Source organism: Bradyrhizobium diazoefficiens, assembly GCF_016616885.1.
Classification (GTDB): domain Bacteria; phylum Pseudomonadota; class Alphaproteobacteria; order Rhizobiales; family Xanthobacteraceae; genus Bradyrhizobium; species Bradyrhizobium diazoefficiens_F.
On the sequence record NZ_CP067102.1, the window covers coordinates 7,666,526 to 7,688,407 of the forward strand.

Below are 21,882 nucleotides of genomic sequence, written 5' to 3' on the forward strand. Positions count from 1 at the left end.
TTAATGGCCTTGAGCATCGGGCCGTCCCCCGATCGAACGACGCTGGCAGCAGAAATTGTCGCCATGATGCGGGCAGCTCAGGGCCTTGCCGCTTGGTCGGGCATCCAGATGAGCGGACAGAGCAGGAAGCAAACAATGAAAAATTCCATGAATTTCTTTTCAATCGTCACGACAGCCGTGGCGGGCATTATGCTCATAGCAGCGACAGAAGGCGTGTTCGCCCGAGACAACACCGGCGCACGCCCGATCAGCTCTGCCGCAGCAAAGCCTTTCAACATCAATGGTGGCCCGGGCAAGGGCATCGGCGGCGAACCCACTGCCGGGTTGGGCGGCTCAATGGGTGGCGGGACCCGCCCCACTCGCCCGCACCGGCAATGGTGATCAGTGAAGGCGCTGAGGAAATGTGGAGGCACGCCGTTTGCGTGCCTTCAATCCGCTAGTGGCGTGGAAAATCCGGCGACAAGCTTGACCAGATCGGCCTGTCGGCCAGCGCCGGTTTTTTCATAAAGACGACTGACGTGCGTCTTGATCGTGCTCTCCGCAACCCCAAGCGCCGCGGCGACTTCCGGAACACCGCCAATTTCCACGACGGCAAGCAACACGCGCAACTCGGTCGGTGTCAGCTTGTAGCTCCGGCCGATAACCTCCGGAGCCGACGGTGCTTCCAAGACGGCCTTGCGGACGAACAATGCAGCGACCGCCCCATTGATAGCGCCAGCAGGCAGATGGGCGTCCGATTTCAGCGGCAACAGGTGAGCGACGTAGCGTTCTCCGTCGGACGCTTGTAGTGGCAACGCAATGCCCCTGGCGGAGCGCACAGCGCCGCCCTGATCGGCCGCTGCGAAAGTGTCGCGCAAGATCCTGTTGATCTGCGCTTCGCCTGCGTTGAGTTCGCCATTAATCGAACGGAACACGCTGCCTTCCCTGAGAAGGGCATGCCCTGCGGCGTTGGCGTGCACGATATGTCGTCGTCCATCAACGAGAAACAGACCGGAGCACAGTCCATTGAAAGCTTCGGCGAATGTCGACGACTCTGCGCGCTTGAGATCGATGGTCTTGCCTATCAGAGCCGCACGCCGGACGTGAGGGATGACAAGCGACATGCGCCGACGCATTTCGTCGTCGACCATCCCCGCCGTCCGGCCGCGGACGACGCTGAGAAAGACACATCCCGCCGCTGATTTCTCCAGCACGGCGCTCGCAACGTCGATCCATCCCTGGGGCGCCGCCCATTCCTGATAGAAGCGCCCCTTACAGAACTCCTCGTACGACACGAGATCCGGAAGGCTGACGACTTGTCCAACGCCGACAAGCGCAACTGCCGCGAGCGGGTTGAATTTCGAATATGTCTCCGAATAGAGCCGCATGCTACGCGCATCGATACCGAACTGATGATACGATTCGACGACTGTAAGGCCAGGCCGCGTGAAGGCCAACATGGCCGCCGGACCGCCTACGAATTCAGCTATCTCTTCGAGGACAGTGGTCCAAGTCGCCGGGTCGAGGGAGGCATCATAGATATCTCCAATCAGACGAGATGCTTTTTGATATTGGCTCTGCCGTTCGTTCCCCGCGTCCGACCGAGCAACGGTGCCCGCCGGAACAGATTTCGGAAGGTATTGAATGCTGCTAGCCACTGTTGCTCCTCTCGACAGGCGACCGAAATTCCACAACTGCGACGACAGAAGGGGAGGACAGTCGATGGACAGCCGGATCGGAACGAATGCTGAGCGCCCAACAAAGGGGGATTCACTCACTTCGGATGAGCAATGTTCACCCACGTCTCCGCCGGCCATTGATAAATTTGCGATCCGTGGAACGGATTCAAATCAGATTATTTTCGATGAAGCCTTGCTGAAATCGCCAGGCAATCTCACGAAATTGCCTCTGCCGGTCAGCATCGAACGTTCGCTGGGCGATGCCGAACCGGCAGAGACGCAATCAGGGACGATGGCCTCGCGGATTATTTGGCGAGCCTGGCCTTGATTTCGGCCAGACCAACTTCATAGACGCCGTTCAACGCCTCGTTAGCCGCCTTTTCCTTGCCTTGGTCGGGGGTGTAAGAGCCGGTCCATGTGACAGTGGAGGAGCCGTCGCCCTTGGCCGTAACCTTGATGGTCGACGTGTAGTTTGTCACCGGCAACGGACTCGATAGGAACGAATAGGAATAGCTATACTCCGAGTCATTGCGTGCGGTTTGCTTTTCCACGAATGCCGCCTTGCCGTCCTTTGTCACGAGGGTTCGGGATGGGGGCGCCTTGCCGTCCTCAATGCAGGCGCCCACGGGCGGCAACCAGTCCTTGATCGCGCAGAACGGACCGATCATCGACCATACGGCCGATGGTGAGCCTTTAACGTCGACACTGCGTGACAGCGTGGCCGCGGAAGCTGCTGAGACGCCCATCACTACAAGGGCTGCCGCGCCAAGCGCCGCGGAGCGGATTATCACCGGCAAAGTCGGTTCAAACGTATACGATGTCATAGGAAATCCTTATTGGTTAAAAGCTGCGAGGGGCGGCTCTGCACCTCATCGGCGGCACGCGACGACAGGCGGAGTGCGCGTTTTCGGCGAGCCCAAGCTCGCTCCCCCCAGTTATCAACCGGCATTGCGCGCGACCAGTTCAGGAACTGAATCGAAGCCGGTACAGAAACTGAACTGGAAGCGCTCGGGTCCAAGTCGTACGGTGACCTGATTGGCGGAGGAAAACATGGCAACAGGCAGCTATAAGCAATTTTGCCCGGTCGCGATGGCAGCAGAGATATTATGCACCCGTTGGACAGTGGTGTTGCTGCGCGAGCTCGTGGCCGGCTCAACACGTTTTAATGACTTGCGCCGCGGCGTGCCGCGGATGTCGCCGGCCCTGCTCTCCCAGCGGCTCAAGGACCTTGAGGCGGCGGGAATCGTCGCCCGCACGGCCTCGGTGTCCGATCCCGGCATCTTCGAATATCATCTGACGGTATCTGGACGCGAACTCGGGCCCATCATCGAGGCCTTCGGCGTCTGGGGTCAGCGCCGGATCGAAGCGGACCTGTCGCTGAAGCACCTGGACGTTCAGCTTCTGATGTGGGACATGCGGCGAAATCTGAATACGACCCCCATGCCGCGAACGCGTAGCATAGTCCAGTTCGTCTACCCTGACTTGTCGGCTGCGCAGCGCTCCTGGTGGCTGATCGTCGATCCCGAAGATGGTGTCGATCTCTGCTCGGTGGATCCAGGGTTCGATGTCGATCTCTATGTGTCAGTAGACCTGCGCACCATGACGGCCATCTGGATGGGACTTGATACCGTACGCGCTGCCGTTGGGAGCGAGCGGATGATGCTGACCGGAAATCGGCAACTTGCCTCGGCGATGCAAGTCTGGCTTGGTCTCAGCCCATTTGCAAAGGAGCAAAAGCTCGCGAGCTGAACGCAAGATCCGGCTCCAGCCCGTCGACCAGCATGAAGCTGAACTGCTTCACGACGACATTGCATCTCTTGGCGCCAAGTACAGTTCCTGAACTGGAATCGCGTCAACACTCTTTGATACTCGATGACACGTGATCAACTTCGAAAGGGAGAAGAGACATGAGTCACATCGGAAGCTGCTTTTGCGGCGCAGTGAAAGTCGAGGTCACAGGATCTCCGGAGGCCATGGGGTATTGCCATTGCAGTTCTTGCCGGTCCTGGTCCGGCGGTCCTGTCAATGCCTTCAGCCTGTGGAAGCCCGGCGCAGTGCAGATCAAGTCAGGAGCCGAGCACGTTGCGACGTTCAAGAAGACGGCACTCAGCGAGCGCCAGTACTGCAACAAGTGCGGCGGTCATCTGATGACCAACCATCCGCCGCTGGGGCTTGTGGACGTCTTCGCCGCGACCATCCCGACCCTTCCCTTTGCGCCTGGCGTTCACGTCAACTACGCTGAAACGGTGCTGCGCATGCGGGATGGGCTCCCCAAGCTCAAGGATTTTCCGGCCGAACTCGGCGGCTCCGGCGAAGCAGTGCCGGAATAAGGCCGGCTCTCCGGACAGCGGCAAGCCGCGTCAGAACGGTTCTCGCCGAAGCCCGAGCTCAAGCTCGCGCTTCGGCGATGTCGGTCGGCAAGCGATGGAAACTCGCGCTAACACACCTGCAGTCCCGGCTTCCAACATCGACAGCTGACGCCGCGTGTTCTCGACCATTTTGCATGAGCAGAAAAGCGTCGAACGCGTGTCTCTTTCGTCGAAGCCGGATTTGAGCTCGGCTTCGACGATGAGGGTCCTTAAACTCTGACCAAGCACGATGCCGCTAAGGTCTTCGCGGGCCGTGCCCTCTCGGGAACCAGAGGCAGCATATCCGCAACCTTTGGCTGGCCTGCGCTGGTCTGCATCTGATAACAACCCCGGATCCCGAGAGTCGCAGATCTGTCGTGCTCTATCGCGCGCGCTTGCCGATGACAGGCGTCATGACGACCCGGCTGCTGTGACCACGATGAAAGGGGTACCACCAACTACGATCGTGCCTGTGCTCGCCCCGGTAAACTGGAGGGAGAGGCTTTTCGATTGGAATTTCTCGGAGGGCGCGGCCTTCAGTCCCGGCGGCGTCTGCTGCAAACGTACCGCCGGCGGCTGCCGCCGGAACGCTTCCGACTGCAATCAGCGCGACGATGTGGATGGTGGAAATGAGGTTCTTCGACTTGTTCATGGGTTTTTCCTTTCTATTAGTCTCGCGGATGCTGCCTGCTTTGGCAAAGCGACTTACAGAGATTCATTGCCATCCGCGTCTAGCACTCAGCGCCGCCGCAGAAATCCTCCGACCGGGGGACAGTACGTGAATTCAGTTTGCCCGTGATCAATCAGCATAGTGACCTCCTTCAGGACTCCGAGCGCATCGGCACTCTTTGTCGCGAGGGTCGCTTGGCGCGGTTCGTTGCGCAAGCTTGAGCGGACTGCATGTGGAGAGACGCGACGCCAGTCTCCGCAGTCTTCAGCGCCGGCCTGGTCACAGGGTCTCAGTCCTTTCGCAAAAAGACGTAATCCGCCGAGTAAGGCACGCTGAGGAAAGCGCCTGCTTCGTCGCAAGGTCCGCGCGCTACGCCACCCCGGGTGTTGACACGCTCTACGCGGGTCACGCCGGACAATTTGCCGTTGCCGCGCTGGTCCACGACATCGAGCCGGAGCCACGGGATATCGTCCTCGGACGCACCAGGCGTGCTGCTGGCCAACTTGGCGTGCACCACGCTTCCATCGACGTACTCCCAGCGTGGACCCGCGTAATGGCGCCCGACCGTGCTACCGTCGAAGACAAGCGTGGCGATCGGCTCACGGGCGCGCCAGGCGAGGTTGCCGTCGGATGCGGCCCTGCACTCGTAGATTTGAGCCCCCTCGGCATGAAGGACAACAGCTAGTGCGAGGCTGGGCGTTGCAATTGCCGTAGGGATCGGCGCTGAGAGCTGGGCAGTAGCCGCGGCAAGCGATCCGACGCTGAGTGCGACGACGAATAGTGGCATTCTCCAGCGAGCATCCATGGCTTTCTCCTAGGTGATGCGAGATTGCGCAAATCCATTTCGGTTCATTTCTGCCTGCGGTTGCCGTCACCCGAAGCAGATCCTGAACCCGCAGTCCTGGTCGTCTGGGTGACCGTAACCCCGCCTTCGTGGCCGGAAGCAGCTCCTGCCGGATGACGATGATCGCTAACCCGCGACACTGCATCAGGGTTGGATACGGGCGTGCTGCTGACGGTTCCCGGGGCGGCAGCGGGCGGCGGGCTGTCGGGCTTGGGCGAGCCGCCATTGCGATGATCGTTGACGACGGGAGCTCGATTACCTAACGCGTCGTCGTTGCGATGGCCGGTCGGTGGAGGGACAGGCTGGCCCGCTGCGATCGCTCTGTCGCGGACGACCTTGTCGCGCGAGAGCGCGTACTCGTTTTTTGCAGCCGCGGGATTGGCGTAGGCGGCATTGACGCCTGCTGCTTTGAGTTGCCTCGCCAGTTCAGGATCCCAGACGTGATAGCTGGCACCGTTTGGTGCTAGAATCATCTGTCCATTTTCGATAGGGACGCCTTGTTTGACCGTGTAGGTGCTGGTGCCTGCATTGTCCGTCACGACGACGGTCGTGTACTCGCCATTCCAGGTCGCGCCATCTGAGGCAGTCTTGCCTCCGCCCTTTCCCCCCGTGTTCTTTTCCTTGCCCTCCGTCCCGCGGCCTTGCACCTCATTGCCTTTATATCCCCTGTCGCGATTCCTGCCTTGGCACGCTTTCTCTGCTCTGTTGCAGGCGTTGAAAGAGCCGAGTTTCTCGCCATCGCGAATGCAATGGTTGAATCTCGCCGAGCAGTTTTCAGGCTCAGCAAGGGCCTGCTGGGTGAAAGCCCCGAAGCTGATCAGGGTGAGCGCGACGGTGGGGATCGTGTGACGTGAAAGTCTGGACATTCTGGTCTCCTCGGATGGCTACTAGGCACTGGTGCTGGCAGGGCGACGAGAATAAGCCCGCCGCCCACGCGATCAGTTGCAGAGGTCACCAAGTCAGAAAGTCATAGACGGCCTTCGCCGACTCTTTGACGCCGTGAACAGCGCCCTTAACTCCGTCTTTGGCGAGGCCATAGCCGGCAGCAACGGGAGGGCCAAAGGTGGCGATTGGAACTCCGTACATCATCACGACGGCAGCTTTCGCAAGAGGCGGCGAATCAAAACCGGTGACAGTGCCTCTAACGGTCGGCGCCTCCGGCGTCGGCGCAACGCTGACGACCGTCTTGCCTTCGCCGTTCCGAGCGCCAACTTGAACGTTATTCTGCGCGGCTCCGACCCCGAGCGCGTTGGACACCGTCACGGAGCTGCCGTTCAAGGTCACCGAATCCTTGCCGTTGGTCACGGTGATCTTGCCGGGAGCGCTGGAATATGCCGACACCCCTCCCGCGCCATCGGGTATTTCATACTTGGTCACGCCGTTGGACACGGTCACGTTGCCGGCGGGCGGGCTGAGAATCGGATGGATGGTGTTAACGGGCGGAGCGACGGCGGCCGTGCTCACGGAGCCGGAAGCAATAGGTTTGCTTGCAGCTGAGTCAGTTGGCTTTCCGCTACTCGCCTCAACAGGCTTGTCGCTCGGCTTGCCCGTGGGCCCAGTCAATTTCTTGCCGTCAGCGAGCCGCTCTCGGTCCCGTCCCCATTTGTCGTGCTCTCGGTCCTGCTTGTTGGCATGCTTGTCGGCACGATCTGGCTTGAGACCAAACATGGGCTTGCGATCAGATTGGTCGCTGCCGCGACGCTCGGCGCCGATGGCATTGCCAGCCGGATCGCCCATGCCGCGCCTGGTGTCACTGCCGCCGCCATGACCAAAATGGTTGAAGCCATGATTGCCACCATGATTGCCGGCAGTGGCCCCTTGTGCCGCGACCAGAAGAATCCCGGCAGCAAGGGCTGTGATGGCGCTTGTTGATCTAATGACGGAGTTGAATGTTTTCATGAGACACTCGCTGTGCTTGCTCGCAGCTTCCGATCAGCCTGCGATCAGGTTGTCGATCTCGTAGCGGCGAGATCCACGCAACCGTGTCATCACATCGAGCACTCCGCGTCCGCCAGTCGGGGGAAGCCAGACGGCACATTTCCCACGGAGGCGTCACTTCGGCGTGACGGCAATCCAATGGAAACGCGCTCAGAGGACGCAAGGACTACAGCGGCGGCATCCCGCGCAAACGGAAACATCCGGCAAAGATGGAAGGCAGGAAGCCGGTAGGATGGGTTGAGCTCTTGCGAAACCCATCGCCCGACGGGCGGGCGCCGCGTTCAGCTCGATCCGATTGCGAGGACAAGAAGTTTGATGGGTTTCGCTTCCGCTCTACCCATCCTACGAGCTTCGCTCTACCCATCCAACGAGCTTGCTCTCACACCCAGCGCCGCACGCGCGCGACATAGTCGTCATATTCCGCTTGGAACTGGCGGCGCATCTTGGCTTCCTCAAAGGGGATATGGACCCAATTGGCCGTCGCGAACACCGCGACAGGCGCAATAAACATGGGCCAGGCGCCGACCCATATCGCGATGCCGAGAGCGAGAATCACGAGGCCAAGATACATCGGGTTGCGCGTGAACTGGTAGGGGCCGCCAGTAACCAGCTTGCGATTTGTCGGCGACGTTGGTTGGATCTCGGTGTCCTCACGCCGGAACAGAACGAAAGCCCAAACTGGAGCGATGAACGCCAAGGCGACCAAAGCCACTCCCAGCAGCGGAAGCGGGAAGCCCGGAAGCGCCGGCCAGCCGAGCGACCAACTGAGCACCGCGCACAAGACCAGGTAGATCAACATCCAAATCGGCGGAGGGAGCTGGAGCATGGTCGAACCACCTGGGCTGGATGCTCGGTTAAGTCGTCGGAGCGCTGGTAACGCAAGAGTTTGTCCACTTTGGGCCGAATTCGTCCGGTGTGTCGGCGCCTACGCTGACGAGATTGGGGTCGTGATATCGGCGAATTGAACCAACGCCAACCCAGCTACACCGCCCTCACCCGATCGCGAAATCGGCCGCTGTCTCTGCATGGATCGCCGTCGTGTCGAACGTCTCGACCGATGTATCGGCAGCCCCCACCAGCATCGTGATCTCGGTGCAGCCGAGGATGATGCACTCCGCGCCGCGATCGACGAGCGCGGCCATCACGTCCCGATAGCGACGGCGCGAGGCATCGGCGACGACTCCGAGGCACAGCTCATCGTAGATGATGCGGTTCACGTCAGCCCGTTCGTCCGCAGGAGGAATAAGGACATCGAGATCATGCGCGCGCAGACGATCGATGTAAAAGTCCTCCTCCATCGTGAACTTGGTGCCGAGCAGCCCGACCCGCCGATATCCTTTTGTCCGGATTCGCCGCGCCGTCGCGTCGCCGATGTGAATGAACGGAATGCTCACGCTCGACACGATAGCGGGCGCCAGCTTGTGCATCGTGTTCGTGCACAGCACGATCGCGCCGGCGCCGGCGCCTTCGAGCCGCAGCGCAACCTCGCTAAGGCTAGTCGCCGCCTCCGTCCAGCGGCCGGCGTATTGCATCTCCTTGATCTCCTGGAAGTCGTAGGAGTACAGCAACAACGGCGCCGAATGCAGTTTGCCGAGCCGATCGCGGACGCGCTCGTTGATGAGCTTGTAGTAGAGCGCGGTGCTCTCCCAGCTCATGCCGCCGATCAGGCCGATGGTTCGCATCGCGGTGCTTTCCGAAACAATGACTCGACCGGATCGTAAACGAAGACGCCGAGCACCGCCATCGCGATGCGGAGCACCCGTATGCCCGTCATCCTGGCGCGTGGCGGCACTCCCCCACCTCTATGTTGGCGAACAAGAGTTGGCGTTAACGACGTTTAACGGTTCCAGCTTGGGCGACATCGCTTCGAGGTTTCTTAAATTTTGCCGGGTACCTCTTCGAGGCATGGTGACCTGGGGAAAGATATGAGCAAGCGGGCCAAACGTGGAAAGGCAGAGACGCTCGCAGTACCAATGGTCGCGAGAGTTGCAATTGGCGCCGTGGCCGTCGCCGCATTGGGGTACTGTTTGCTGTCCGGCCCGGAGACCGCTCAGCCGATGCGGAGGCCGCCCGCACACCAAGCTCTGGCATCGTCAACTCCGGTTTACGTGGCAACTCCGATTCATGCATCAGCGCCGGCTCCAGCTCCGATTCCGGCCCCGGCGCCTCTGGTCGAACCACCAAAAGCCGCCGACGGTCCCGGAGCATTCGTTCGGCAGGTGGTTGACTACGCCAGCCGCCAGGCGCCGGGCACTGTGATCATCGATACCAGGAACACATTCCTTTATTTCGTTCTGAACGACACGCAGGCGATGCGCTACGGCATCGGTGTCGGCCGCGAAGGTTTCGCATGGTCCGGCGAACAGACCGTGGCCCGCAAAACAGAATGGCCGGACTGGCGTCCGCCTGCAGAGATGGTCGTGCGTCAGCCTTATCTGCCGCGGTTCATGGCAGGCGGTCCCGGCAACCCGCTCGGCGCCCGGGCGATGTATCTGGGCGAGACCGAATATCGAATTCATGGCACCAACAAGCCCGATACGATCGGGAAGCGGGTTTCGTCCGGCTGTATCCGCCTGACCAATGAAGACGTCGTGGATCTTTACGAGCGGGTGAAAGTCGGAGCGAAAGTGATCGTGCTCCCAGCAGCGCCGTCGAACCGGCCCTCGGCAGCCAACGCGAAGATGCTGTCATCCGGACCGAAGATCGCCGAGGCCCGGTAGCTCGGTGCTCCGTGTTCAACTGAGGGCAAAGTAAACATACAGGTCGCCGCTTTAGGCCGATTTATCGGCCGATCTTCTTGATGCAGGTGGGTTCGCTGCTGGGGTGAGGCATGCAATCCCAGTCGGGTCCAAAGCCCGCAGCGGCGTTCCGCTGTGGCAGGAAAGGGTAATAAACCACAACTACCGCAAAGATGGTGACAGCGATAATTGCTGACACCAGTATCCATACAATGCTCGCGCGATCCGGACTCCAGTGAAGTCGCCGAATGGATCGATGTTTCCTTGGATTGGGATGCTTCACTGCCGCATCATCGATGTGATCTCGCCGATACTTTGCGCATTCAAGCGGTTTCGCCTCTATCGACCTGTGGTTTTGCCCTGCCAATCCCAAGCTCGAGAGCAGCAGCGATCCGCTCCAATCCTGCGTTCGTTCGGCGTGTTTCGGCAATCTGCTGCTCATATAGATCAATCATCGTGGCGCCGGACGGCGTGCGTTGTCGCATCACGCGCATTGCCAAGATCGATCCACCCACTATCAGGATGAACGGCCACCAAGAGTACATGGCAAGCAGTATGTCGCTCACGGTCATCCACAATCTCCTAACCTAGGTAACTCTGATCACGTTCAATGGTTTTTCTCCAGAACAGCCGCGATCCTCTCCATCGCAGCTCTCATCCGAGATGTTTCGGTGAGGTGTTGCTCCCGCAACTCGATCATCGAGGCCCCCGAGGCTGCGCGTTCCCTGCACGATCGCGCCAATAGGATCCATCCCGCAGGGATCAAGATGACTGGCCAGGCGTAGTACAGGACAATAGCCCAATCGTATGATTGCATCCGCACCCACGGCTTTCGACCATTATGTCGATCACAACTTAAGCGTTAATCATTCAAAACGCACGCGAGGTGTGCGCTCACGATTAATAGATCGTTGCTCGGGGCGCCTGTTGGCGGCGGACTTCGGGAGTTGGCCGATTTTGTTGCAAAAGTCGGCTGTAACCGATGATGTCGTTCGGCCATTTCACTTGGGGTGACGGGGTTGGGTCCCGCGACCCCGCGCTCTCTCCGCAACTTTTACGCTACGCAACACACAGAGCCGGAGCGGGTGGCGGTCGCGCAACCAGCGATGCGCGGCGCCTTAGGTTCTGAGCGGTAGCGGCCAGAACGAACTCGTCCTGAGCGCCTCATGGACAACGCAGTCGAAGCCGACCGAGCTTCAGGATGCGCTTCAAGCGGGCGACGAAGCCGATATGTTTGCCTGATAGGACCTTTGGTGCGGTCTCCGCGCCCTGAGCGTTGATTTGCTCGGACGACCGTATCACCGGCTGACGCGGTCAGCCCCGCTGGTCTTGATCGTAGGACCGTAGGATACGGACAAAATCGGCCATGCTGGATTGATCCTGGTTTTCGGCCATAGCCGCAACCTCCGGATTGGACGCGGGCTGGCTCACCTGCCAAAACCGCACCAGGAGATCGGCGATGTTTCTCATGGCGTGCTCCCTGAGCCAAGTGTGGAGGAGGCCGGCGGGCGCTACGCCGCCGACCTTGTCCCGCAACTGCCGGCTCGCGGGCCGGTTCCGTTGCTTTTCACTCTGCGTTCACTGGTAGCACCGGGAACGTGGTTGACGCCATTGTGCGCGGGTATGACGTGACCATACTGAGGTAGGTCCGGACCAGTGAGTCGGGATAGGTCGACCAAGGGTCGGTTTAATGACCGATTCGCCCTTACGCCTTCTTCGCCTCGACGTATCGCGCAAAATTGTCGAGAATCGCCTGCCAGCCGCCTTGCTGCTGCGCGACCGAATGCGTCGGCTCGCTGTCGAAGACGACGCGGACGACAATGCCCTTCGGACCGGGCACAAACTCGACTTCGGCCCTGCGGTCGCCGAACGCATATTCGATCAGCTTGTGCTCGACGATCGTCGTGTAGGTGCCGGCGAAATCGAAGCCCATGCTGCCGTCCTTGGCCTCCATGCGGGACGAGAACACGCCGCCTTCGCGCAGGTCGACCGTCGCCTTGGTCGTATGCCAGTCGTCCGACGCGGCGTTCCACTTCACGATGTCGGCAGGCGTCGTGTAGGCACGCCAGACCTGATCAATCGGGGCGGCGACGATGGTTTCGACGGTGATCCTCATGGGTAGTGCTCCAGTTCGATTGTGACGGCTCGAGATGACGACATCACTTCAAATGTGCGGGAGGCCCATGTCCAGCACGTCCGGGAGATGTCTACCCAAGGACGATCGAGAGCAGCCCTTTCCGACATGGTCGAGCCGTCAATGTGAAAAAAGATGCAAAATGTGCTATCTTCGATTTTTGAAGCTCCTCAGGAGCAGCCCGGTCATGCAATTACAATCGACCCTGACCTGTCCCGCATGCGGCCACAAGGCCACAGAGACCATGCCGACCGACGCGTGCGCGTTCTTCTACCATTGCAAGGGTTGCGGCACCAAGTTGAAGCCCAAGGCGGGCGACTGTTGCGTGTTTTGCTCCTACGGCAGCGTGCCGTGTCCGCCCATTCAAGAGACTGGCAAGAGCGCGTGCTGCGGTCAGGGCCTCCGCGTTGGCGCCGAGAGCTCGTAATTCACGCAGTCCATCTTGATGTCGTATGGACCCTCATAGATGCTATCGCTCACCCACCGATAGACCTTGCGATACGCAGTGATTTGCTCGGAGCGCGGTTGGCGGCCGGCCGGACCGTGAACGTCAGAAACCGTCCTGGACGAGATCTCGTTCAGAGTCAGCTTCTGGTCGGGATGATCATTACGCGTGAACACCATGGTCGGGACAAGCCCCGAATTGTTGTCGGTCGCTCTAAAGCTCGAGCTCAGGAGCTGATCGTTGACGGCACCGAGCAGCGATCCGCTGACCCAGGCCTTCGGCAACATGATGAGCGAGGAGCGATTGAAAACGATGACCGGCGCATCGCCGCTGGGCAGCACGCCGCGGCAGCCGTAACTCCATTCGCTGGCGGCGACCGGCGAGGCATACGCCATGACGGCGAAGGCGATCAGGCCGCCAAGGAGGCAACGAACCGAACGATTTTCGGCGGCGGTGGGAATCAAGGTGCGCATGGCGCCTCAGATCGCCCCTGTCTTCCCGCGAATGGCCATTGACCGCTTGATGACTTCTCGGGCATCGGCGTAGCGGCCCTGATCCTTGTAGAGATCGGCCAAGTTTTCCAGAACATCGGCGAGATCCGGATGGTTGGGACCGAGCGTCTTCTCCATGGTGGCGACCGATTGCTTGAACAGCCGCTCGGCATCGGCGTTGCGTCCCTGACGCGCGTAGAGTGCGGCCAAATTGTTCAGGGCCTGGGCGACGTCGGGATGGTCGGGTCCGTACGCCTTCTCGGTCACCGCCATCGCCCGCTTGAGCAGCCGCTCGGCATCGGCGTAGCGATGACGGTGGATGTAGGCGTCGGCGAGGTTGCTCATCAACACCGTGGCTTCGGGATCGTCACGGCCGTGCGCCTTCTCGAGCACGGCGAGCCCGCGCTTGAACAACGGCTCGGCCTGGTCGTAACGGCCCTGATTGCTATAGACGGCGGCGAGATTGCTCAACGCCAGCACGATGGACGGGTCGTCCCGACCGACCGTCTTCTCCGAAATCGCGATCGACCGCTTGAGCAGTGGCTCGGCTTGCGCGTAATGCGCTTCCGCGCGGTAGAGGTCGCCGAGATTGTTCAGCACCATCGCGACTTCCGGATGATCCGGGCCGAGCGTCTTCTCCCGGATGGCCAGCGCGCGCTTGTACAGCGGCTCGGCCACCGCGTATTGACCGAGATTGTAGTGAATCGTGCCGAGATCATTCAGCGGCATCGCGACATTGGCGTCGTCGGTGCCGAACTCCTTCTCGCGCAGGGCCAGGGCCTTCTGGGCCAGTGGCAGCGCTTCAATGTACTTGCCGGCCCGGTAAAGCTCTTTCATCAGCAGGGTGAGCGTGCCTGCCTCATCCTCTGCCGCATAGGACGGCGCGCCCAGCGACAGGCTCAACGCGAGCGCGGTGACCGCAACACAGATCGATGCTTTCAGGACCTTCATCGCGCGTTCCTTCGTCGCGGTTGTCTGGGACGTACGCGGTTTTGGTGCGCCTGGAGACGGGACAGGTTCAATACGGGGTGGATAGCGCGGTCTTGTGACGCGACAAAAGGGAGCACACCGCGGCCGGTAGCCCGCTGATCACGCCGAGCGCGAAGATGTATCTCGCGCTGCCATCCCACGCCAAATACAGAACCGCGGCTCCATAAGCGAAGAGGGTCGTTCCGACGACAGTGGGGATCGGCGTCTTGGCGATGAGCCAATCGACCAAAGCAACCACAAGCGCGGGCGCAATGGACACGACATACACCAGCGCAGGTCCGGACAGACTATCCACGACAGCACCCGTGAGGAGGTAAAGCACAGCGTAGGATGAGATGGTTGCCACGGCGGGAAAGACAAAAAGAAAAACGAGGAATCGCTTCATGCCACAGGTCCAAACCCGTTGGTCGCTCCCGCCGATGGCTTGGTTCAACGGCTAAAGGCCTGCCTTCACGATCGCGCGCAGCAGTCCCGCGTTGCTGAAGCCGATATCCTCGCGCGTCATCCCGATGCGCAGGATCACCAATTTGCGCGAGGGAATGATCGCGATCACCTGGCGGAGATGCCCTTGCATCATGAAGGTGTCGGCGGGGAGATCGAAGCCCTGGCCCTGGGCCAGCCAAACGTGTCGACCTCGAGAATTGCGCTGGTCATCCCTAAGGGCTTGAACAGCCGCTCGCGTCAAGCCCACGATCGCCAGCGCTAAAATGCTGAGAACGAAGCCGAAAATCCTGAGCGCCCAACGCATGATCTTTCACCCGTGCCGGGACGCTTTCTACTACAGCGGGAACACGGTTCCAAGGCACTCGTCCAAGGCACTCGCCCATGGCGATTATACGAAGTCGGCGATAAAACAGCGCGTGCGGGACACTGGACACGCGGCCGATGGCATTCTGGATAGCTGTTACAGTCGGATTGGTGATCGCCTATCTGCTCGGCTCGATCCCGACGGGCTACCTCGCCGGGAAGCTGCTGAGAGGCATCGACATTCGCGAGCACGGCTCCAGATCCACCGGCGCCACGAATGTGTTGCGCACTCTCGGCAAATGGCCGGCTTTGGCAGTGCTCGTCATCGACGTGCTAAAAGGCGCGGCTGCGATCTTCGTTGCGCGCTGGTTCTGTCCCTGGCTCACTACGAAGCTGTCAGCGGCACCGCCGACGGACCTGCAGGCCTGGCTGCCATGGGTGGTGTGCCTCGCCGGCATCGCCGCGCTGCTTGGGCATGGCCGCTCGATTTGGCTGTATTTTACGGGCGGCAAGTCGGCTGCGACCGGGCTTGGCGTGTTGCTGGCGATGTCGTGGCCGGTGGGACTGGGGGCGGCAGCGGTCTTCGCTCTCGTGCTGGCGTTGGCCCGGATCGTCTCACTCAGCTCGATGCTCGCGGCGCTAACGGCCATCATCCTCGTCTGCGGCTTTGCGCACCCATGGCCGTATCGGCTGCTGGTGATCGCAGGCGGCCTCTATGTGATCGTTCGCCACCGCGCCAACATTCTGCGGCTGCTCGCGGGCACGGAGCCGCGGCTGGGGCGGAGTAGCGCGTCCGGTTAGTTCACCGCCTGAAGCGCGGCAGTGAAGGTGGCGAGGTCGGCGCGCGCCAGCTCGTCGGGCGCCCATTTCGGAAGGTCGGCGAGCTCTGCGATCACGCGGGCCCGATCCTGCGGCAGCAGAAAGCTTGCCCAGACCTCGCGCGTGTCGCGCAGTGCGGCTGCCACCAGCCGCGCGTTGGCGGGCTTGCTGGCGCCCTGGATCGCCGCGCAGACCGTGGTCAGGATGTAGACGGCGCTGTTCTTGCGGAAGCCTAAAAATCCCTCCTCGCGGATGCGGGTGCGTTGCTCCGGCGCGAGCTCGGCCCAGAACAGTTGACCCGCAAGCGCCTCGCGCGCCATGCCGCGGATCATGAAACTCATCGCCACGGCGTACTGGTCGCCATACTCGGTCATGTTGCGCGCAAGTGCCGCCAGATCAGGCTGCGGCCCCGGCCTCGCGCCGTAAAGGATGAACAGCTTGTGGGTCTGGTTTGCGGCGTCGGTCCAGTCCATCAGCCAGCTCATATCGCTGGCCTGCACGGGCGGCAGCGCGGCGAGAGCGTCGAGATCGAAGACATGGCCGAGCAGGGCAGCGACCTCCGGCCGGGTCAGATCGGGCCGCTCGCCCTTCTTCGCGACCCCGTCGACATAGACCTTGAAGGCCTTCGCGGCATCGCGCGCGGCGGCCAGATCGTGCGCGCCGTCGTGCGCCAGCGCGGGCGACACGAATGCGAAAAGGATCAGGAGAATTCTGACGATCGGCATGGAGGTCTCAAGCGGCGGTATTCTTAACAATGGCCGTTGTTGGTCGCGGGCCGCGCCGCCGAGGTTCAGAGCGCCGGCAGGCCGGGTGGGGCCTTGCGCATCTGCGAGGCCTGCTCATAGGCGTAGGCGAGACGCAACAGCTTGTGCTCGCTCCAGGCACGGCCTGCGAAGCTGACACCGAGCGGATAGTCCGGCGTGTCCTTGCCGTCGGCCCCCGAGACGAAGCCTGCGGGCACCATGACGCTGGGATAGCCCGCCTTCGCGGCAATTGCTGCGCCGGTCGCGCCGGGGAATAGGACGGCGTCCAGCTTGTGCTGGTTCATGTAAGCGTCCATGCCGTGCGTCCTGGCGGCGAGAAGGTCCATCGCGCGCGCCGATTTGTATTCGCGCTCGCTCAGGTCGCCTTTGGTGAGGTCGGAGGCGAGAAAGAGGTCCTGGCCGAAACGCAGCGCTTCTTTCGCGTTCGCCGCATTGAAGGCGATGATGTCGGCCATGGTCTTGATCTCGGTATTGGTCGCCCAATCCTTCAGATAGAGGTTGAGACCGTATTTCAGCTCGTAAAGGAACACGATCGGCGACCCCGTTGGATTGCCCTTGTTGCTGCTCAGCGGGTTGCGGTTGAGCACGGCCATGCCGGTGCCTGGCCCGGCGATCCAGCCACGCGTCGGCATGTTGGCGCGCACGATGACGGCGCCGAGATCCTCGAGCACTTTGATGACTTCGGCCATCAGCTTGGCCCCGTCGGATGGCAACTTGCCGTAGTAGAAATCGTTCAGCGGGTCGGCGGAGTCGCTCGGCACGCCGATGCGCGCGCCCTTCATCGCATCGCGCGCGAGGTCGGCCGTGTAGTCGGCTGGCCTACGCTGCCGCTCCGTCGCCGGGTCGCGCGGGTCCTTCGCCGCCAGCACGTTCAAAAGCATCGCGGCGTCGCGCACCGTGCGCGTCATCGGCCCTGCGGTGTCCTGGCTGTGCGCGATCGGCACGATGCCGGCGCGGCTGATCAGTCCGACGGTTGGCTTGACCGTGACGAGGCCGTTCCGGGTCGCCGGGTGCAGCAGCGAGCCGGAGGTCTCGGTGCCGATCGAGGCCGCGCACAGACCGGCCGCGACGGCAACCGCCGACCCCGAGCTCGAGCCTCCCGGATCCACGAGCGGGATACCTCGATCGTCCATCAGCGTCGGCACGTAAGGGTTCTTCACCTGGCCGCCCAGCGACGAGTAGCCGGAGGGCATCTCGATCGCGAGGATGTTGGCGAACTCGGTCAAATTCGCCTTGCCCAGGATCATCGCGCCGGCCTTCCGCAGCAGCTTGACGACGGTGGCGTCCCTCTTGGCGCGCGCCCCCTCAAGCGCCAGCGAGCCCGCCGTGGTCGCTTGCCTGTCGCCGGTGGCGATGTTGTCCTTCACCAGGATCGGCACGCCGGCCAGTGGCCGCCTGGCTGATGGCCTGGCGCCGTCGAGCTCCGCTGCGATCGCGAGTGCGTCGGGATTGAGCGCGCGGACGGAATTCAGCATGGGCCCGCCGCGATCATAGGCCGCGATGCGCGCGAGATAGGCGTTGGTCAGCGCCGTGGCGGTGACCCGGCCGCCGGACAGGGCATCGATGATGTCGCTCATCGGCGCGTCCTCGAGCGCCACCGCGGGCGCGGGCGGCGCTGCAGCGCGGCGGGTTGGCTTCTTCATGACGTGCCTCTCGGACGGAGATATGCTACGAAACGTAGCATTTATCCGGATTGCACGACAAGCCGATCAGGAGCCAATGATGGACTGCGCGATCCGGCCTGCGCTTGACGATGACGCCGCCGACGTCAGCGCGGTGATCCTGCGTGCGCTACGCGAAACCAATGCAAAGGGTTATACCGACGAGATCATCGAAAGGATCGAGCGCAGCTTCAGCCCGGATGCCGTACGGGCGCTGATCGGGAAGCGCACCGTGTTTGTCGCCGCCGTCGGCAGCCGCGTCGTTGCGACCGCAAGTCTTGACGGGAGCGTCGTTCGTACGGTCTTCGTCGCTCCCGACGTTCAGGCCCGCGGCATCGGCAAGCTGCTGATGGCTGAGATCGAGCGTACCGCGCGCGAGCGGAAGATCCCTTCATTGACCGTTCCTTCCTCGGTCACCGCCGAAGCTTTCTACGCCCGGCTCGGGTTCAATGCCGTGCACGACAGCTATTTTGGTGACGAACGCACGATCATCATGAAGCGGCTGCTGAACGACTCCATCAAATAGCCCGGATACGTCGTCCGTACAGGGATTTTTGACGGATACGGAGAAATTCTTGCCGCGCCTATCCGTGGCGTTTCACCCCTCGATAGCATAAAAGTCGTGACGCTGAACTTCGCCAACGGGACCTAGTATCCCGGGCGTAGCCAGATCGCTGTCTGAGAAGGGTGAAGGCGTCACCCTTCGACGCGAAATCGCTTTTCTGGCAATCGCGAACAGTTCAGTTCGCATCCTCTGCCTAGGCGATTTCCCGTGAGGGCACCGTTAGCGGTGTAGTTTCAACGGCGAGCGTCTCGTCCTGACGTGCGGGCCGCCGCAAAGAAAAGCTCTTCCGCAGCTTGAGTGCGGGCTTCTCGATGAAGTGCCAAGAGAAGGCCGCGAACAGCGCCGTCAGTACCAGGCTGGTGATGAAATTGAAGGCGTTGCTGCGAATGTCCGGCAGTAGCCAATTCACGGCTTGCTGGATCGGGCAGGAATAGAGATAGATTCCGTAGGAGTAATCGCCCGTGTTGAGAATCCCAAGCCTTGGAAGCGGCGTCAATCCCAAGAAGACCGTGATGTAGGCGAGCATCGGTGTGGTTATGGCCTGGATGAGCACCGATGCAATCAAGTCTTGTGTCCCAATGAACTGGATCGCGGCAAGGCCGACGAAGCAAACCGCTACGAGCGACCACCTGAGTGGTATCGCATATCGGAATTGATAGAAGAGCAATCCAGCCAGAAACGCGGGAATGAGGCGCGCGGAGCCACGCTGGGCGAAGACGTAAGTGAGCGAGTCCAGAATCGGACCCGGATGCGGCGCCGTCAGTTGAAGCGCGATGCCGCCGGACACAACGAGAATCGTCACTGCCAGCACCAAAAGAGGTTTCTTGAGCAGACCCAGGAGAATAATGGCTGACATGACGAGGTAGCAGAACATCTCATGAGGGACGGTCCACAGCGACCCGTTGACAATCCCTACCTCGTGCCCGTTGAGAAACCTCGTATAGTGCGCGTTCTCAAAGACACCCGGCAGTTCGTATTGAATGAGACCGACGATGCTGAGGAAGTACCTGAAGAACCGTTCGTCGCTGAAATAAGAGGCGATATCCAGGCTCGTGACGAGCGGTCCTAGCACCAGTGCCGAGAGAACGATTTCCACGACCAGGGCCGGCATGATCCGGAACCCGCGGTTCAGGATGAATGAGCTAAACGCGAGACGTTGTGCACTTCCTCCGATCAGGAAGCCGCTAAGAGCAAAGAACATCGGCAGGATCGAAAACTGAAACATCCAGACCGGATCGAGCGGAGACCACGTTCCGGTAATCAGCGGAGCGTGAATGAGCACGACGCTGACGGCCAGAAATATGCGCAGGAAATCAAAGCCAGGTCCAAATCCTTGAACCTCGTCTAGTCGTTGCCCGATGGTCACGGAAGTCCTCTGAATTTCCTTGTCGCCGTCCCGCGAGCTTAATGAACTCGGTCGTGGCTGCACCAAGAGCCACGTCATTTTTGAGACTGCGCCAGGTTGCATGGGATGGATCGCGCGCGTTATTCTTGGCAGTGGCTTTGCGAAGTTACGATGACAGCGGCACAGCGCTGCCTGCTCTCATCACCAACATCGGCAAGGACGATTTGCGCGGACGCAAGGACAAGCCCCGCCTTGCCGGCCGCCCGATAGAGTCCAAGGTCGCGCGCTTCCGCCTTCGCGCTCGGCGGACAAGTCGCGCCCCCGGAATGACGGCGGCACGATCTTGATCCTAGCCGCCAAATGAACCACCATCGCGGCTGATCGCTCGCGGCAGAAGGAGCGAGGAAACGCGTATGAACGCAACCCTCGGAGCTGGCTTGGCCGAACGCGCCCGCGCCCTCGCACCGCTGATCGCAAGCGAGGCGCCGGAGATCGAGCGGACGCGGCGGCTGACGCCTTCCGTCGTCGACGCGCTGATCGAGAACGGGCTCTATCGTGCGCTGCTGCCGCAGAGTCTCGGCGGGTCGGAAGCACCGCCCGAGATTTTCATGCAGATGCTGGAGGAGATCGCGAAGGCCGATGCGTCCACGGCCTGGTGCCTCGGCCAATGCAGCGTCTGCGCCATGATCGCAGCCAGCCTCGACCACGACAGCGCGCACGAGATCTTCAACACCGCCCCCGGCATCCTCGCCTGGGGCGCGGTGGCGCACGAGGCGCGCGCGGTCGAGGGTGGCTACCGTGTCACGGCGCGCTGGGATTTCGCCTCGGGCTCGCTGCAGGCGAGCTGGCTCGGCGCGCATGTCCGCATCGTCAATGCCGACGGTACACCGCGCAAGACCCCCGAGGGTGCGCCGGAGATGCGCACCATCCTGTTTCCGCTCGCAAGCGCCGTGATGCACGACGTCTGGCAGGCGATCGGGCTCGCCGGCACCGGCACCGATTCCTATGAGGTGCACGACCTCTTCATCCCCGATCGCTTCGCTGCGTTTCGCGACGTGCCGGCGGCCTTGCGCGAGCCGGGCCCGCTCTACCGGCTTCCCACCGGATCGACCTTCAGCCTCGGCTTCGCCGCAGTCTCGCTCGGCGTGGCGCGTGCGACGCTGGATGCGGCGATTGCTCTGGCGCGCGCAAAGCATCAGTCGCTGGCGGCGAGCGCCATGCGAGACAACCAGGCGGTCCAGGGTCTGATCGGCCGCACCGAGGCGGATCTGCGCGCCGCCCGCGCCTATCTCTATGCGACGGCAAATGCGATGTGGCGCGATCTTTCGGCGACCGGCACGTTCAGTCAGGCGCATCGCAGCGCCGTCCGCCTCGCTTCGACCTGGACCATCCAGCAATCGGCAAAAGTGGTCGACACCGCTTATCACATGGCCGGCGCCACCGCCGTATTCCGCAGCAATCCGTTCGAGCGACGGTTTCGTGACATGCACGCCATCACCCAGCAGATCCAGGCGCGCGACACGCATTACGAGGATGTGGGGAAGGCGATTTTGCTGGGCGGTTGAAACGGAGGGATAGCCGCAAGGCCGGTATGCTCCCTCCCCCGCTCGCGGCAGGCCAATCGCGTATGGAAGCGCTTCCCCTGTGGCCATCCTTCGAGACGCCCGCCGTTGGCGGGCCCTCAGGATGAGGACCGAATGTGCGGCCGTAGTTTTTGACGGGCAC

Annotated in this window: 27 protein-coding genes and 1 pseudogene; 9 read left to right on the forward strand and 19 right to left on the reverse strand. The window is 61.6% G+C overall.

The features are described 5' to 3' along the window. The first annotated feature begins 3 nt into the window (after positions 1-3). Positions 4-381, forward strand: a complete 378-nt coding sequence (locus JJC00_RS35760) for a hypothetical protein (RefSeq protein WP_200470413.1) — start codon at positions 4-6, stop codon at positions 379-381. A gap of 47 nt (positions 382-428) precedes the next feature. Here JJC00_RS35760 and JJC00_RS35765 read toward each other — a convergent pair whose 3' ends face one another. Next, positions 429-1,637 carry a helix-turn-helix transcriptional regulator gene (locus JJC00_RS35765; protein ID WP_200470414.1) on the reverse strand — a complete coding sequence of 403 codons (1,209 nt, stop codon included), beginning with the start codon at positions 1,635-1,637 and terminating at the stop codon, positions 429-431. Between the two features lie 64 nt (positions 1,638-1,701). Between JJC00_RS35765 and JJC00_RS35770 the strand changes: the two genes are divergently transcribed. After that, the gene (locus tag JJC00_RS35770; RefSeq protein WP_200470415.1) at positions 1,702-1,986 is read left to right on the forward strand and encodes a hypothetical protein; all 285 of its coding nucleotides are present in this window, start codon (positions 1,702-1,704) and stop codon (positions 1,984-1,986) included. Here the strand turns inward: JJC00_RS35770 and JJC00_RS35775 are convergent. Beyond that, positions 1,964-2,482: an SRPBCC family protein gene (locus JJC00_RS35775; RefSeq protein WP_200470416.1), complete on the reverse strand. Its 519-nt coding sequence runs from the start codon at positions 2,480-2,482 to the stop codon at positions 1,964-1,966. The genes JJC00_RS35770 and JJC00_RS35775 overlap by 23 nt on opposite strands. A 226-nt stretch (positions 2,483-2,708) precedes the next feature. Here JJC00_RS35775 and JJC00_RS35780 point away from each other — a divergent pair, with 226 nt between their 5' ends. Together JJC00_RS35780 and JJC00_RS35785 are read left to right on the forward strand one after the other, a co-directional pair. Beyond that, positions 2,709-3,407 carry a winged helix-turn-helix transcriptional regulator gene (locus JJC00_RS35780; RefSeq protein WP_200470417.1) on the forward strand — a complete coding sequence of 233 codons (699 nt, stop codon included), beginning with the start codon at positions 2,709-2,711 and terminating at the stop codon, positions 3,405-3,407. Positions 3,408-3,565: 158 nt separating this feature from the next. Further along, positions 3,566-3,988, forward strand: coding sequence for a GFA family protein (locus JJC00_RS35785; protein WP_200470418.1), 423 nt, complete (start codon positions 3,566-3,568; stop codon positions 3,986-3,988). A gap of 400 nt (positions 3,989-4,388) precedes the next feature. Here the strand turns inward: JJC00_RS35785 and JJC00_RS35790 are convergent, their stop codons facing one another. The 6 genes from JJC00_RS35790 to JJC00_RS35815 all read right to left on the reverse strand — a co-directional run bounded on the left by JJC00_RS35790 (position 4,389) and on the right by JJC00_RS35815 (position 9,140). Next, the gene (locus JJC00_RS35790; protein ID WP_156947620.1) at positions 4,389-4,658 is read right to left on the reverse strand and encodes a hypothetical protein; all 270 of its coding nucleotides are present in this window, start codon (positions 4,656-4,658) and stop codon (positions 4,389-4,391) included. A 307-nt stretch (positions 4,659-4,965) separates the two neighbouring features. After that, a complete protein-coding gene (locus JJC00_RS35795) occupies positions 4,966-5,481 on the reverse strand; it encodes a DUF3455 domain-containing protein (RefSeq protein ID WP_246774036.1) in 516 nt (171 codons plus the stop codon). 44 nt (positions 5,482-5,525) lie between these two features. Then, positions 5,526-6,386, reverse strand: a complete 861-nt coding sequence (locus tag JJC00_RS35800; RefSeq protein WP_200470419.1) for a hypothetical protein — start codon at positions 6,384-6,386, stop codon at positions 5,526-5,528. Positions 6,387-6,471: 85 nt separating this feature from the next. Beyond that, complete coding sequence (locus JJC00_RS35805) at positions 6,472-7,419, reverse strand: hypothetical protein (RefSeq protein WP_200470420.1); 948 nt, start codon at positions 7,417-7,419, stop codon at positions 6,472-6,474. Positions 7,420-7,837: 418 nt separating this feature from the next. Continuing rightward, positions 7,838-8,257, reverse strand: coding sequence for a methyltransferase family protein (locus tag JJC00_RS35810; RefSeq protein WP_246774037.1), 420 nt, complete (start codon positions 8,255-8,257; stop codon positions 7,838-7,840). A 193-nt stretch (positions 8,258-8,450) separates the two neighbouring features. Next, positions 8,451-9,140, reverse strand: a complete 690-nt coding sequence (locus tag JJC00_RS35815; RefSeq protein ID WP_200470422.1) for an aspartate/glutamate racemase family protein — start codon at positions 9,138-9,140, stop codon at positions 8,451-8,453. 243 nt (positions 9,141-9,383) lie between these two features. Between JJC00_RS35815 and JJC00_RS35820 the strand changes: the two genes are divergently transcribed. Beyond that, positions 9,384-10,178, forward strand: a complete 795-nt coding sequence (locus tag JJC00_RS35820) for a L,D-transpeptidase (protein WP_200470423.1) — start codon at positions 9,384-9,386, stop codon at positions 10,176-10,178. Positions 10,179-10,519: 341 nt separating this feature from the next. Here the strand turns inward: JJC00_RS35820 and JJC00_RS35825 are convergent, their stop codons facing one another. The 4 genes and pseudogenes from JJC00_RS35825 to JJC00_RS35835 form a co-directional block, all read right to left on the reverse strand. Continuing rightward, positions 10,520-10,768 (reverse strand): hypothetical protein, encoded by a 249-nt coding sequence (locus tag JJC00_RS35825; RefSeq protein ID WP_200470424.1) that lies wholly within the window; start codon positions 10,766-10,768, stop codon positions 10,520-10,522. Between the two features lie 487 nt (positions 10,769-11,255). Beyond that, positions 11,256-11,414, reverse strand: a pseudogene (locus tag JJC00_RS38505) (IS5/IS1182 family transposase); the annotation flags it as partial. 96 nt (positions 11,415-11,510) lie between these two features. Next, positions 11,511-11,666: a hypothetical protein gene (locus tag JJC00_RS35830; protein WP_200470425.1), complete on the reverse strand. Its 156-nt coding sequence runs from the start codon at positions 11,664-11,666 to the stop codon at positions 11,511-11,513. A 235-nt stretch (positions 11,667-11,901) separates the two neighbouring features. Continuing rightward, positions 11,902-12,312: an SRPBCC family protein gene (locus JJC00_RS35835; protein ID WP_200470426.1), complete on the reverse strand. Its 411-nt coding sequence runs from the start codon at positions 12,310-12,312 to the stop codon at positions 11,902-11,904. Positions 12,313-12,517: 205 nt separating this feature from the next. On the opposite strand from JJC00_RS35835, the gene JJC00_RS38510 reads away from it, so the two are divergent. Continuing rightward, positions 12,518-12,757, forward strand: a complete 240-nt coding sequence (locus JJC00_RS38510) for a GDCCVxC domain-containing (seleno)protein (RefSeq protein ID WP_246774038.1) — start codon at positions 12,518-12,520, stop codon at positions 12,755-12,757. On the opposite strand, the gene JJC00_RS35840 is transcribed toward JJC00_RS38510, so the two are convergent. From JJC00_RS35840 to JJC00_RS35855, 4 genes are all read right to left on the reverse strand, one after another. Next, positions 12,724-13,248 carry a hypothetical protein gene (locus tag JJC00_RS35840; protein WP_200470427.1) on the reverse strand — a complete coding sequence of 175 codons (525 nt, stop codon included), beginning with the start codon at positions 13,246-13,248 and terminating at the stop codon, positions 12,724-12,726. The genes JJC00_RS38510 and JJC00_RS35840 overlap by 34 nt on opposite strands. Positions 13,249-13,254: 6 nt before the next feature. Next, positions 13,255-14,217: a tetratricopeptide repeat protein gene (locus JJC00_RS35845; protein WP_200470428.1), complete on the reverse strand. Its 963-nt coding sequence runs from the start codon at positions 14,215-14,217 to the stop codon at positions 13,255-13,257. Between the two features lie 67 nt (positions 14,218-14,284). After that, entirely contained in the window at positions 14,285-14,641 is a 357-nt protein-coding gene (locus JJC00_RS35850; RefSeq protein WP_200470429.1) for a hypothetical protein, read from the reverse strand. A 51-nt stretch (positions 14,642-14,692) separates the two neighbouring features. Next, positions 14,693-15,004: a hypothetical protein gene (locus JJC00_RS35855; RefSeq protein WP_200470430.1), complete on the reverse strand. Its 312-nt coding sequence runs from the start codon at positions 15,002-15,004 to the stop codon at positions 14,693-14,695. Positions 15,005-15,141: 137 nt separating this feature from the next. Here JJC00_RS35855 and plsY point away from each other — a divergent pair, with 137 nt between their 5' ends. Then, the gene (gene plsY, locus JJC00_RS35860; protein ID WP_200470431.1) at positions 15,142-15,804 is read left to right on the forward strand and encodes a glycerol-3-phosphate 1-O-acyltransferase PlsY; all 663 of its coding nucleotides are present in this window, start codon (positions 15,142-15,144) and stop codon (positions 15,802-15,804) included. Here plsY and JJC00_RS35865 read toward each other — a convergent pair. After that, positions 15,801-16,547 (reverse strand): hypothetical protein, encoded by a 747-nt coding sequence (locus JJC00_RS35865; protein ID WP_200470432.1) that lies wholly within the window; start codon positions 16,545-16,547, stop codon positions 15,801-15,803. The genes plsY and JJC00_RS35865 overlap by 4 nt on opposite strands. 65 nt (positions 16,548-16,612) lie before the next feature. Beyond that, a complete protein-coding gene (locus JJC00_RS35870) occupies positions 16,613-18,229 on the reverse strand; it encodes an amidase family protein (RefSeq protein WP_200470433.1) in 1,617 nt (538 codons plus the stop codon). On the opposite strand from JJC00_RS35870, the gene JJC00_RS35875 reads away from it, so the two are divergent. Next, positions 18,150-18,773: a GNAT family N-acetyltransferase gene (locus JJC00_RS35875; protein ID WP_246774040.1), complete on the forward strand. Its 624-nt coding sequence runs from the start codon at positions 18,150-18,152 to the stop codon at positions 18,771-18,773. The genes JJC00_RS35870 and JJC00_RS35875 overlap by 80 nt on opposite strands. A 232-nt stretch (positions 18,774-19,005) precedes the next feature. On the opposite strand, the gene JJC00_RS35880 is transcribed toward JJC00_RS35875, so the two are convergent. Then, a complete protein-coding gene (locus JJC00_RS35880) occupies positions 19,006-20,178 on the reverse strand; it encodes an acyltransferase family protein (protein WP_200470434.1) in 1,173 nt (390 codons plus the stop codon). A gap of 392 nt (positions 20,179-20,570) precedes the next feature. Between JJC00_RS35880 and JJC00_RS35885 the strand changes: the two genes are divergently transcribed. Continuing rightward, a complete protein-coding gene (locus tag JJC00_RS35885) occupies positions 20,571-21,722 on the forward strand; it encodes an acyl-CoA dehydrogenase family protein (protein ID WP_200470435.1) in 1,152 nt (383 codons plus the stop codon). The last annotated feature ends 160 nt before the right edge of the window (positions 21,723-21,882 follow it).

What these genes read in the sequence shown, in the direction of transcription:
- JJC00_RS35850 (WP_200470429.1), bottom strand. Translation starts at nt 14,641, where the DNA reads ATGAAGCGATTCCTCGTTTTTCTTTTTGTCTTTCCCGCCGTGGCAACC.
- JJC00_RS35855 (WP_200470430.1), bottom strand. Translation starts at nt 15,004, where the DNA reads ATGCGTTGGGCGCTCAGGATTTTCGGCTTCGTTCTCAGCATTTTAGCG.
- JJC00_RS35785 (WP_200470418.1), top strand. Translation starts at nt 3,566, where the DNA reads ATGAGTCACATCGGAAGCTGCTTTTGCGGCGCAGTGAAAGTCGAGGTC.
- JJC00_RS35790 (WP_156947620.1), bottom strand. Translation starts at nt 4,658, where the DNA reads ATGAACAAGTCGAAGAACCTCATTTCCACCATCCACATCGTCGCGCTG.
- JJC00_RS35820 (WP_200470423.1), top strand. Translation starts at nt 9,384, where the DNA reads ATGAGCAAGCGGGCCAAACGTGGAAAGGCAGAGACGCTCGCAGTACCA.
- JJC00_RS35800 (WP_200470419.1), bottom strand. Translation starts at nt 6,386, where the DNA reads ATGTCCAGACTTTCACGTCACACGATCCCCACCGTCGCGCTCACCCTG.
- JJC00_RS35835 (WP_200470426.1), bottom strand. Translation starts at nt 12,312, where the DNA reads ATGAGGATCACCGTCGAAACCATCGTCGCCGCCCCGATTGATCAGGTC.
- JJC00_RS35815 (WP_200470422.1), bottom strand. Translation starts at nt 9,140, where the DNA reads ATGCGAACCATCGGCCTGATCGGCGGCATGAGCTGGGAGAGCACCGCG.
- JJC00_RS38510 (WP_246774038.1), top strand. Translation starts at nt 12,518, where the DNA reads ATGCAATTACAATCGACCCTGACCTGTCCCGCATGCGGCCACAAGGCC.
- JJC00_RS35775 (WP_200470416.1), bottom strand. Translation starts at nt 2,482, where the DNA reads ATGACATCGTATACGTTTGAACCGACTTTGCCGGTGATAATCCGCTCC.
- JJC00_RS35885 (WP_200470435.1), top strand. Translation starts at nt 20,571, where the DNA reads ATGAACGCAACCCTCGGAGCTGGCTTGGCCGAACGCGCCCGCGCCCTC.
- JJC00_RS35865 (WP_200470432.1), bottom strand. Translation starts at nt 16,547, where the DNA reads ATGCCGATCGTCAGAATTCTCCTGATCCTTTTCGCATTCGTGTCGCCC.
- JJC00_RS35760 (WP_200470413.1), top strand. Translation starts at nt 4, where the DNA reads ATGGCCTTGAGCATCGGGCCGTCCCCCGATCGAACGACGCTGGCAGCA.
- JJC00_RS35830 (WP_200470425.1), bottom strand. Translation starts at nt 11,666, where the DNA reads ATGAGAAACATCGCCGATCTCCTGGTGCGGTTTTGGCAGGTGAGCCAG.
- plsY (WP_200470431.1), top strand. Translation starts at nt 15,142, where the DNA reads ATGGCATTCTGGATAGCTGTTACAGTCGGATTGGTGATCGCCTATCTG.
- JJC00_RS35840 (WP_200470427.1), bottom strand. Translation starts at nt 13,248, where the DNA reads ATGCGCACCTTGATTCCCACCGCCGCCGAAAATCGTTCGGTTCGTTGC.
- JJC00_RS35810 (WP_246774037.1), bottom strand. Translation starts at nt 8,257, where the DNA reads ATGTTGATCTACCTGGTCTTGTGCGCGGTGCTCAGTTGGTCGCTCGGC.
- JJC00_RS35795 (WP_246774036.1), bottom strand. Translation starts at nt 5,481, where the DNA reads ATGGATGCTCGCTGGAGAATGCCACTATTCGTCGTCGCACTCAGCGTC.
- JJC00_RS35870 (WP_200470433.1), bottom strand. Translation starts at nt 18,229, where the DNA reads ATGAAGAAGCCAACCCGCCGCGCTGCAGCGCCGCCCGCGCCCGCGGTG.
- JJC00_RS35770 (WP_200470415.1), top strand. Translation starts at nt 1,702, where the DNA reads ATGGACAGCCGGATCGGAACGAATGCTGAGCGCCCAACAAAGGGGGAT.
- JJC00_RS35805 (WP_200470420.1), bottom strand. Translation starts at nt 7,419, where the DNA reads ATGAAAACATTCAACTCCGTCATTAGATCAACAAGCGCCATCACAGCC.
- JJC00_RS35845 (WP_200470428.1), bottom strand. Translation starts at nt 14,217, where the DNA reads ATGAAGGTCCTGAAAGCATCGATCTGTGTTGCGGTCACCGCGCTCGCG.
- JJC00_RS35780 (WP_200470417.1), top strand. Translation starts at nt 2,709, where the DNA reads ATGGCAACAGGCAGCTATAAGCAATTTTGCCCGGTCGCGATGGCAGCA.
- JJC00_RS35875 (WP_246774040.1), top strand. Translation starts at nt 18,150, where the DNA reads ATGATGTCGCTCATCGGCGCGTCCTCGAGCGCCACCGCGGGCGCGGGC.
- JJC00_RS35825 (WP_200470424.1), bottom strand. Translation starts at nt 10,768, where the DNA reads ATGACCGTGAGCGACATACTGCTTGCCATGTACTCTTGGTGGCCGTTC.